The sequence below is a fragment of the Marinimicrobium sp. UBA4509 genome (assembly GCF_002388575.1).
GTDB lineage: Bacteria > Pseudomonadota > Gammaproteobacteria > Pseudomonadales > Cellvibrionaceae > Marinimicrobium > Marinimicrobium koreense.
In genome coordinates this window covers 43,700-51,168 of record NZ_DGMV01000064.1, presented here as the reverse complement: position 1 = coordinate 51,168, position 7,469 = coordinate 43,700, and the positions used below count along the sequence as shown (strand labels likewise).

General features: G+C 59.0%; 8 protein-coding genes. 3 read left to right on the top strand and 5 right to left on the bottom strand.

The window, feature by feature from the left end:
* The first annotated feature begins 46 nt into the window (after positions 1-46).
* Positions 47-793 (top strand): peptidase, encoded by a 747-nt coding sequence (locus B3520_RS12805; RefSeq protein WP_123637792.1) that lies wholly within the window; start codon positions 47-49, stop codon positions 791-793.
* On the opposite strand, the gene B3520_RS12800 is transcribed toward B3520_RS12805, so the two are convergent.
* From B3520_RS12800 to B3520_RS12785, 4 genes are all read right to left on the bottom strand, one after another.
* Complete coding sequence (locus tag B3520_RS12800; RefSeq protein WP_286805104.1) at positions 747-1,763, bottom strand: zinc-binding metallopeptidase family protein; 1,017 nt, start codon at positions 1,761-1,763, stop codon at positions 747-749. The two genes, B3520_RS12805 and B3520_RS12800, sit on opposite strands and share 47 nt — an antisense overlap.
* 5 nt (positions 1,764-1,768) lie before the next feature.
* The gene (locus tag B3520_RS12795) at positions 1,769-2,731 is read right to left on the bottom strand and encodes an alpha-E domain-containing protein (RefSeq protein WP_024460698.1); all 963 of its coding nucleotides are present in this window, start codon (positions 2,729-2,731) and stop codon (positions 1,769-1,771) included.
* A gap of 1 nt (position 2,732) precedes the next feature.
* Positions 2,733-4,181, bottom strand: coding sequence for a circularly permuted type 2 ATP-grasp protein (locus B3520_RS12790; protein WP_123637794.1), 1,449 nt, complete (start codon positions 4,179-4,181; stop codon positions 2,733-2,735).
* A gap of 121 nt (positions 4,182-4,302) precedes the next feature.
* Complete coding sequence (locus B3520_RS12785) at positions 4,303-4,965, bottom strand: 2OG-Fe(II) oxygenase (protein ID WP_286805108.1); 663 nt, start codon at positions 4,963-4,965, stop codon at positions 4,303-4,305.
* Positions 4,966-5,077: 112 nt separating this feature from the next.
* On the opposite strand from B3520_RS12785, the gene B3520_RS12780 reads away from it, so the two are divergent.
* Positions 5,078-5,341 carry a hypothetical protein gene (locus B3520_RS12780; RefSeq protein WP_246004354.1) on the top strand — a complete coding sequence of 88 codons (264 nt, stop codon included), beginning with the start codon at positions 5,078-5,080 and terminating at the stop codon, positions 5,339-5,341.
* Positions 5,342-5,376: 35 nt separating this feature from the next.
* Here the strand turns inward: B3520_RS12780 and B3520_RS12775 are convergent, their stop codons facing one another.
* Complete coding sequence (locus B3520_RS12775; RefSeq protein WP_024460702.1) at positions 5,377-5,712, bottom strand: DUF1820 family protein; 336 nt, start codon at positions 5,710-5,712, stop codon at positions 5,377-5,379.
* Positions 5,713-5,882: 170 nt separating this feature from the next.
* On the opposite strand from B3520_RS12775, the gene miaB reads away from it, so the two are divergent.
* Positions 5,883-7,259 (top strand): tRNA (N6-isopentenyl adenosine(37)-C2)-methylthiotransferase MiaB, encoded by a 1,377-nt coding sequence (gene miaB / locus B3520_RS12770; protein WP_286805110.1) that lies wholly within the window; start codon positions 5,883-5,885, stop codon positions 7,257-7,259.
* Positions 7,260-7,469: the final 210 nt, after the last annotated feature.

Sequence of the window (7,469 nt, the reverse complement as noted above, 5' to 3'; positions counted from 1 at the left end):
CTGCTCTTAACCAAGGCGCCCTTTGAGTTACTGGGCGAGCCCAACTATGACCTACTGCCTGGCCATCAACGTCGAGAACGGATTGGTGTTCTGTTCGGATTCACGCACCAACGCCGGGGTCGACCAGGTGAGCACCTACAGCAAGATGTACCGCTTCGGAATTGAGGGCGAACGTCAGTTTGTGGTGCTCTCCGCCGGGAACCTGGGCACCACCCAAGCAGTGATTTCCCGCTTGAAGCGGGACATAAAGGATGGTGCCGAACAGAGCCTGAAAACGGTTGAGTCCATGAGCGACGCCGCCGAATATCTGGGTGAGGTCAATCGCGCCCAGCAGGAAAAACACTCCGATAACACCAGCGCCAACTTTGAGGCGAGCTTTATCATCGGCGGGCAGATCCAGGGCGAGAAGCCCCGGGTGATGATGGTGTATCCGGCGGGCAACCATATCACCACGTCGAAAGACACCCGCTATCTGCAGATCGGGGAAAGCAAGTACGGCAAACCGATTCTGGACCGTATCCTGACCGCCAAGACCGACCTGGACACCAGCGCTCTGTGCGCCCTGGTCTCCATGGACTCCACCATGCGCAGTAACCTGACGGTGGGGCCTCCCATCGAGCTGCTGCGCTACGAGAAGGACTCCTTCACCGGTCAGCATAACCGCTTCGATGAAGACGATGAGTATCTGCGGGAACTGAAAAAAGCCTGGGATGCGCGCCTGGTGGAGGCATTCGTTCAACTGCCGCCTATTGACTGGCAGCCGCAATCACCCGATGAATCACACGAAGCTTAGCGATCACTGAGTCGGTCAGCACGAACGGATAGGCGTCCGGCAGGCCCATGCTGCGATTCAGGGCGTTGAGCACCACGGTCAATTCCACCCAGCTCTGGACCAGCTCGTCCACCGAATCCGTCGCCACCACGGGGGCGGAGCCAAAGGCCCGGGCGGTGTCCAGGGTATCCCACATGTGCAGGTAGTGCGCCCAGGTTTCGGCCCAATCCTCCAGCGGGTGTGAACAGGCATAGGCGCTGATGTGGGTACCCTGCCAATTCGGGTTGCCCCCCTGCTTATAATGGCTTTTCAGCGCTTGCTGATAATCCACGTGGGGATTGCCAAACACCTCGATCACCTCCTGCTCCCAGGCCGTCCCCCGCACCAGCAGGTCGTAGTAATAGTGACCGCTCTCGTGGCGAAAGTGCCCGAGAAGGGTCCGGTAGTACTCCCCCAGTTGCTGGCGAATCCGCTCCCGGTAGGCATCGTCCGCCTCGGCCAGGTTCAGGGTGATCAACCCCATGGCGTGGCCGGTGGCCACATAGGATTCACGCACATTGGCGTTGGAGCGGCTGTCCTCCAGGAACGCGAACTGCAGGCCGATTTTGGGCGCCTCATGACGCCCCTGCACCGGCAGCCCGAGCTGCATCAGGGTGTAGATCAGATGGCGTTTGGCCGATTCCAGCTTGGCCCAGTGGCGCACATTCCCGGGGCGTTCCAGGTGCGGTACGATCTTGTTCAATCGACAGGACCGACAGTAGCGGTGACGATCACCGGCGGGCAGCACCCAGTTGCAGCTCTGATATTCGATGTGATTGCGACAGTCGTGAAAGCGTTCGCCCGAGGCACTCACCAACACTCCGTCGGCTTCGCGGATCAGCGCCACCATATCCTGCCGCTCGGGATCAAACCGCAGCAGGCGCCCGCAGTTCAGGCACTCGCTATTATCAAAGAAAACGCGCTGGCCGCAGGTGCACTTGAAGTCTTTCATAGGGGTTATTGGCTCTGGGCCTGAGGGGCGACAGGCAGGAACCAGGTATTGGCAATCTGCCGGTGAATATCCGCCACTTCCAGTTGCACGTTGTCGACGTACTCCTGAAGGCCGGATTCGAGCAGCTCGGGGATGTTGGCACTGCGCAGGCGACGGCGCACGCCGGTCACCGCCCGCAGGGCTTCATCACTGTTGGGCAACTTGTGCAGGCAGGATTCCAGCTCACCCAGGCTGTGGGACACTGAACGCGGAAACATACCGTCCTGCAACAGAAAGGTCACCACATCCTCCGCGTTCACCCGGTCCTGCACATGCTGGCTGTACATCTGATAGGCGCTGAGCGAGCGCAACACACTCATCCAGAGAATATTGTCGTAGGGCTCCAGTACATCTTCCTCACCGCTGAGGTGGGGCAACAGGTTCGCCGAGCCGGCATCGACAATGCGGGTGGTCATATCGGCCCGTTCCAGATTGCGTCCGATGCGGATGAAGTCATAGGCGCTGTTGTGACTCATACAGCCCGCCAGCAGACCGGTGAACTGCTGAATGCTGGCAATGACCGTATGCAGCACGCGGTTGCGCTCGCGCCGGGCCACCGACTTGGACAGATTGTCCTTCACCTCGAGATACAGGTTGTTGATCAGCTCCCAGGCTTCCATGGGAATGATTTCCCGGGTGATACGCGCATTCTCCCGCGCCCAGCTCAGTGAGTTGAGCAGCGAGGCCGGATTGTCGCGATCCGACAGCATGAAGCGCACCACCGTGCGCTCATCGGCTTCCTCGGTATCGCCCCGATTGAAGTAATCGCCGGTGCCACTGATTTTGATCAGTGAGCCCCAGCCCACCCGGATACCCCGGGGCAGATCCATCAGCAGGTGAGAGTTGACATTGACCAGGCGCGCCACGTTTTCGCTGCGCTCCATGTATCGGCTCATCCAGTAAATACGTTCTGCAACTCGTGACAACATCTTATTTATCCCCCTCAACCACGATCCAGGTGTCTTTACTGCCACCCCCCTGGGAGGAGTTCACCACAAAGGAGCCCTTGGTCATCGCCACCCGGGTCAGGCCACCGGGGGTGACATGATGATCCCGCCCCTGAAGAATGAACGGCCGCAAGTCGATGTGTCGCGGTTCGGCGTTGCGCGGCGTCACCACCGGCGACGTGGACAGGGACATCAACGGCTGCGCCATATAGTTGCGCGGATTGGCCTTGATCTTCTGGGCGAAGGCTTCCCGCTCTTTCTTGCTCGCCTGGGGCCCCATCAACATACCGTAGCCGCCGGACTCATTGGCCGGCTTGACCACCAGTTTGTCGAGGTTGGCCAGCACATAGTCCCGATCCTTTTTGTCGTTGCACAGATAACTGGGCACATTGGGCAGAATCGGGTCTTCGTCCAGGTAGTATTTGATCATCTTGGGCACGTAGGTGTAGACCAGCTTGTCATCCGCCACCCCTGCGCCGGGGGCATTGGCCAAGGCGACATTGCCCTTGAGCCAGGCGCGCATCAACCCCGGTACACCCAGCACCGAATCGGGATTGAACATCTCCGGGTCGAGGAACAGGTCATCGATCCGCCGGTAAATCACATCCACCCGGGCCAGGCCATTGATGGTGCGCATGTACACCATGTCATCCTCTACCACCAGGTCACTGCCTTCCACCAGCTCCACACCCATCTGTTGAGCCAGATAGGAGTGCTCAAAATAGGCGGAATTGTAGATGCCCGGAGTAAGTACCACCACTTCGGGAAACTCCATGGGGCGCGGAGAAATCGCCGCCAGGGTATCGAACAGTTGGTTGGGGTATTCGGTCACCGGCAGAATGGTATGGTTTTCAAACAGCTCCGGCAGCACCCGCTTGGTGACCTTGCGGTTCTCCAGCATGTAGGACACGCCCGAGGGAACCCGCAGGTTGTCTTCCAGGACGTAAAACTGCCCTTTCTCGTCGCGAATCAGGTCGGTGCCGCAGATATGCGCCCAGACCCCAAACGCCGGCTTCATGCCAATGCACTCCGGCCGGAAGTTTTTGGAATCCGCCAACAGCTCTTCCGGGAAAACCCCGTCCTTGATGATCTTGCGCTCGTTGTAGACATCGTCAATAAAGCAGTTGAGTGCCTTGAGGCGCTGGATCAGGCCGCGCTCGGTTTTTTCCCACTCGCGCTGGGAAATCACCCGGGGAATGATGTCAAAGGGCCAGTCGCGGTCAATATTGCCCGCGTCGCTGTAGACGGTGAAGGAGATCCCCATGGTCTTGATCGCCAGCTCGGCGGAGAGCTTGCGCTCCTGAAGCTCCTCGCCGCTGAGAGAGGCAAGGTAATTGGCCAGATGGCGGGCCGCTTTGCGCGGGTTGCCGGGGGAGCTGATCAGTTCGTCGTAGAAGTCGCCACAGGCGTATTCGCGCCAGTCAATCTGCATAGCCGGATCCCTACTGCTGTGAGTGATGCTCGCGCTGCAACAGCGCGGAATCATTGACGATAGCAGCTCAATCCACAAAGGCCAAGCGGGATTCCTGCTTCCCTGCGCCGGGTAGACGCCACTATCTGGGCGGATCAGGAACCAACGCCGAGCTGTTATTCACCCGGAACCAGCCCGCAATGCTATAGCGCTCACGCTGGGCGGGACGGACTTCGTGGGGGAACACTTCGCTGAGGAAAATCACCAGCTTGCCGTATTCGGGACGGACGCACTCCAGCTCTGACTCACCGTCTTCGGCGTAAATCACCAGCTCGCCACCGTCATTCGATTGCCATTGGGGGTTGAGATAAAAGACCGTGGACAGCACCCGGTTGGACTGCCCCTTGAACGCATCCAGGTGCTTCTTGTAAAAGGCGCCGGGCGGGTAGCTGGCGAAGTGGGCTTCGTAATCAAACAGCCCGAGAAACAGGCGGCGGTTGAGCCCCTGGCGCAGTTGCTCCATCCAATCGAGAAAACCGCCGGCGCCCTCGCTTTGCCCCTGCAACCAACAGATTTGGTCCGAGCGCACAAACCGGTTAACCTGAAAGTCGTCCTGACGGCCAATACCCGCCGGTTTGAACTCCGCACTGTCGAGCTGCTTGAGTTCAATAAACAGCCGATCCACCAGTGCCGGGGGGACAGCGGCGGGTATCACCGCATAGCCTCGGGTTTCCAGTTGCTCGGCGATATAATCCAGCGTGTCGCCGTCGGAGGGGCCCCGGGGCGGTAGGGGTTGGGTGCTCAATCGTGGTCCTGCCTTTACGTTCCGGGGCGCCATGGGACCGGCGCCGTCAGACGGCTATATACCGTAAATTAACGCGGAATACACGCTTTTCAATCGCGAACCCGGCAATTTTATGAAGCACTCATGGCTCGCCGCCCTAAAGGCGCACTACACCGGCTCTCTGGAGCAGGGCTTCCGCCAGTTTCGGTTGGGGGTTTCGCTGTTCTTTCTCGGCGTGGTTGGGCTGTATATCGCCAATACGCTGATCGAACCATCGATCGAGCAGGAGCTTGTGGTATTGGCGAGCTTACTGGTGGGGGGTGCGGGCTTCATCTGGGCCATGATGGCCCACCTGCGGATGCTGATCGGGCGACTGATCCGGTTTTTCAGCCGGTAGGTAGAAAGATCAGCCGCCAGCGATGGCGTCCGGACTCAGTTATCCGAGCCCGGCTTGGGGGCAAAATTGCTGTAGGGGAACTGGGTGACCTTCTCGCCCTTGAATTCACTGATCTTGCCCGCGCCTTCCTTTTCCACCTCATCGATACGAACGATGGCGTGCATGGGAATATAGGAGCGCTTGACCCCGGCGAATTCGTTTTTGAGCTTCTCTTCCGACGGGTCGACCACCAACTGGCTGCGCTCACCGAAAACGAACTCTTCCACTTCAATAAAGCCGTACATTTCGCTCTGATAAATGGCGCAGGCGAAGACCTCATAGACCTGGCCCTGATTGACGAAAATGACTTTGTAGACGGGTTTTGCGGCCATAGTACTGCTCGGGTTTTCCAGACAAATCGAAAGGGCGCGAAGAATAGCACAAATCCCGTGCTGAATAGACCCATTTTTGGGTAGATTTTGATCAATCTATGGGATTTCAGGCCCAAGATCGCTATAATGCGCGACCTCGAATTTGACCATTTTTTAACCAGGTTGTTGCCATGACCACCGAGCACAGCACCCCGACGCCGAAAAAGCTCTACATCAAGACCCACGGCTGTCAGATGAACGAGTACGATTCCGCCCGCATGCGCGACCTGCTGGGCGAATCGCACCAGATGGTGGCCACGGAAAACCCGGAAGAAGCGGACGTGATCCTGATCAACACCTGCTCCATCCGGGAGAAGGCCCAGGAGAAGCTGTTCCACGAGCTGGGCCGCTGGAAGTCACTGAAAGACGCCAAACCGGACCTCAAGATCGGCGTGGGCGGCTGTGTGGCCAGCCAGGAAGGGGAAGCCATCTCCAAGCGGGCGCCCTTCGTGGACATGATTTTTGGCCCCCAGACCCTGCACCGCCTGCCGGAAATGATCGAGACCCCGCGTGGCGACAGCGCCGTGGTGGACATCAGCTTCCCGGAAATCGAGAAGTTTGACCACTTGCCCCAGCCAGAGTCCGACGGGGTCAGTGCCTTTGTCTCCATCATGGAAGGCTGCTCCAAGTACTGCACCTTCTGCGTGGTGCCCTACACCCGGGGCGAGGAAGTCAGCCGTCCGGTCACCGATGTGCTCGCCGAAATCGTGCACCTGGCCGGTCAGGGCGTGCGGGAAATCAACCTGCTGGGCCAGAACGTCAACGCCTACCGGGGCGAAAACAGCGACGGAACCGTGGTCGACCTGGCCGAGCTGATCACCTACGTCGCCGCTATCGACGGCATCGACCGCATCCGTTTCACCACCTCTCACCCGGTGGAATTCAGCGACTCGCTGATTGATGTCTACAACGAAGTGCCGGAGCTGGTCAGCCATATTCACCTGCCGGTACAGAGCGGTTCAGACCGGATTCTGATGGCCATGAAACGCGGCCACACGGCCCTGGAATACAAGTCCAAGCTGCGCCGCCTGAAGGCCAACCGCCCGAACATCAGCTTCTCCTCGGACTTCATAATCGGCTTCCCGGGAGAAACCGACGCGGATTTCAAGGCCACCATGAAACTGATTCATGATATTGGCTTTGATACCTCCTTCAGCTTCATCTACAGCCCCCGCCCGGGCACCCCGGCGTCGGATCTGCCGGACGAGACGCCGATGGAAGTGAAGAAAGAGCGTCTGAAAATTCTGCAGACCCGTATCACCCAGCAGGCCCAGGACATCAGCCGCAAGATGGTGGGCAATACCGAGCGGGTGTTGGTCAGCGGGTACTCCAAGAAGGACCCAGGTCAGTTGTCCGGGCGCACGGAGAACAACCGGGTGGTAAATTTCCGCTGCGATGACCCGGCGTTGATCGGCAAGTTTGCGGATATTCTGATCGAAGAGGCATTACCGAATTCGCTGCGCGGGACCTTGTTGAGCTCCGAGTTGGATCAGGATTGGGCGGCTTGATACTGCGTCAGAGATTGACTCCGTAGGGAGTCCGGGCACGCTACCGGGTAACCTCTTCTCAAAACGCGATGAATACGTCCCTGTAGCTCCCTCGCTTCATCCGTGAAGCGAGGGTTTGAGAAGAGGTTACCCGGCACCGTGCCCTCCGGGGTAAATTCGCGCCCAACGGGGTGCTCACCGGACAAGGGGTGACGGCGGATGCGGGCTTCG

What these genes read in the sequence shown, in the direction of transcription:
- miaB (WP_286805110.1), top strand. Translation starts at nt 5,883, where the DNA reads ATGACCACCGAGCACAGCACCCCGACGCCGAAAAAGCTCTACATCAAG.
- B3520_RS12775 (WP_024460702.1), bottom strand. Translation starts at nt 5,712, where the DNA reads ATGGCCGCAAAACCCGTCTACAAAGTCATTTTCGTCAATCAGGGCCAG.
- B3520_RS12795 (WP_024460698.1), bottom strand. Translation starts at nt 2,731, where the DNA reads ATGTTGTCACGAGTTGCAGAACGTATTTACTGGATGAGCCGATACATG.
- B3520_RS12780 (WP_246004354.1), top strand. Translation starts at nt 5,078, where the DNA reads ATGAAGCACTCATGGCTCGCCGCCCTAAAGGCGCACTACACCGGCTCT.
- B3520_RS12790 (WP_123637794.1), bottom strand. Translation starts at nt 4,181, where the DNA reads ATGCAGATTGACTGGCGCGAATACGCCTGTGGCGACTTCTACGACGAA.
- B3520_RS12800 (WP_286805104.1), bottom strand. Translation starts at nt 1,763, where the DNA reads ATGAAAGACTTCAAGTGCACCTGCGGCCAGCGCGTTTTCTTTGATAAT.
- B3520_RS12805 (WP_123637792.1), top strand. Translation starts at nt 47, where the DNA reads ATGACCTACTGCCTGGCCATCAACGTCGAGAACGGATTGGTGTTCTGT.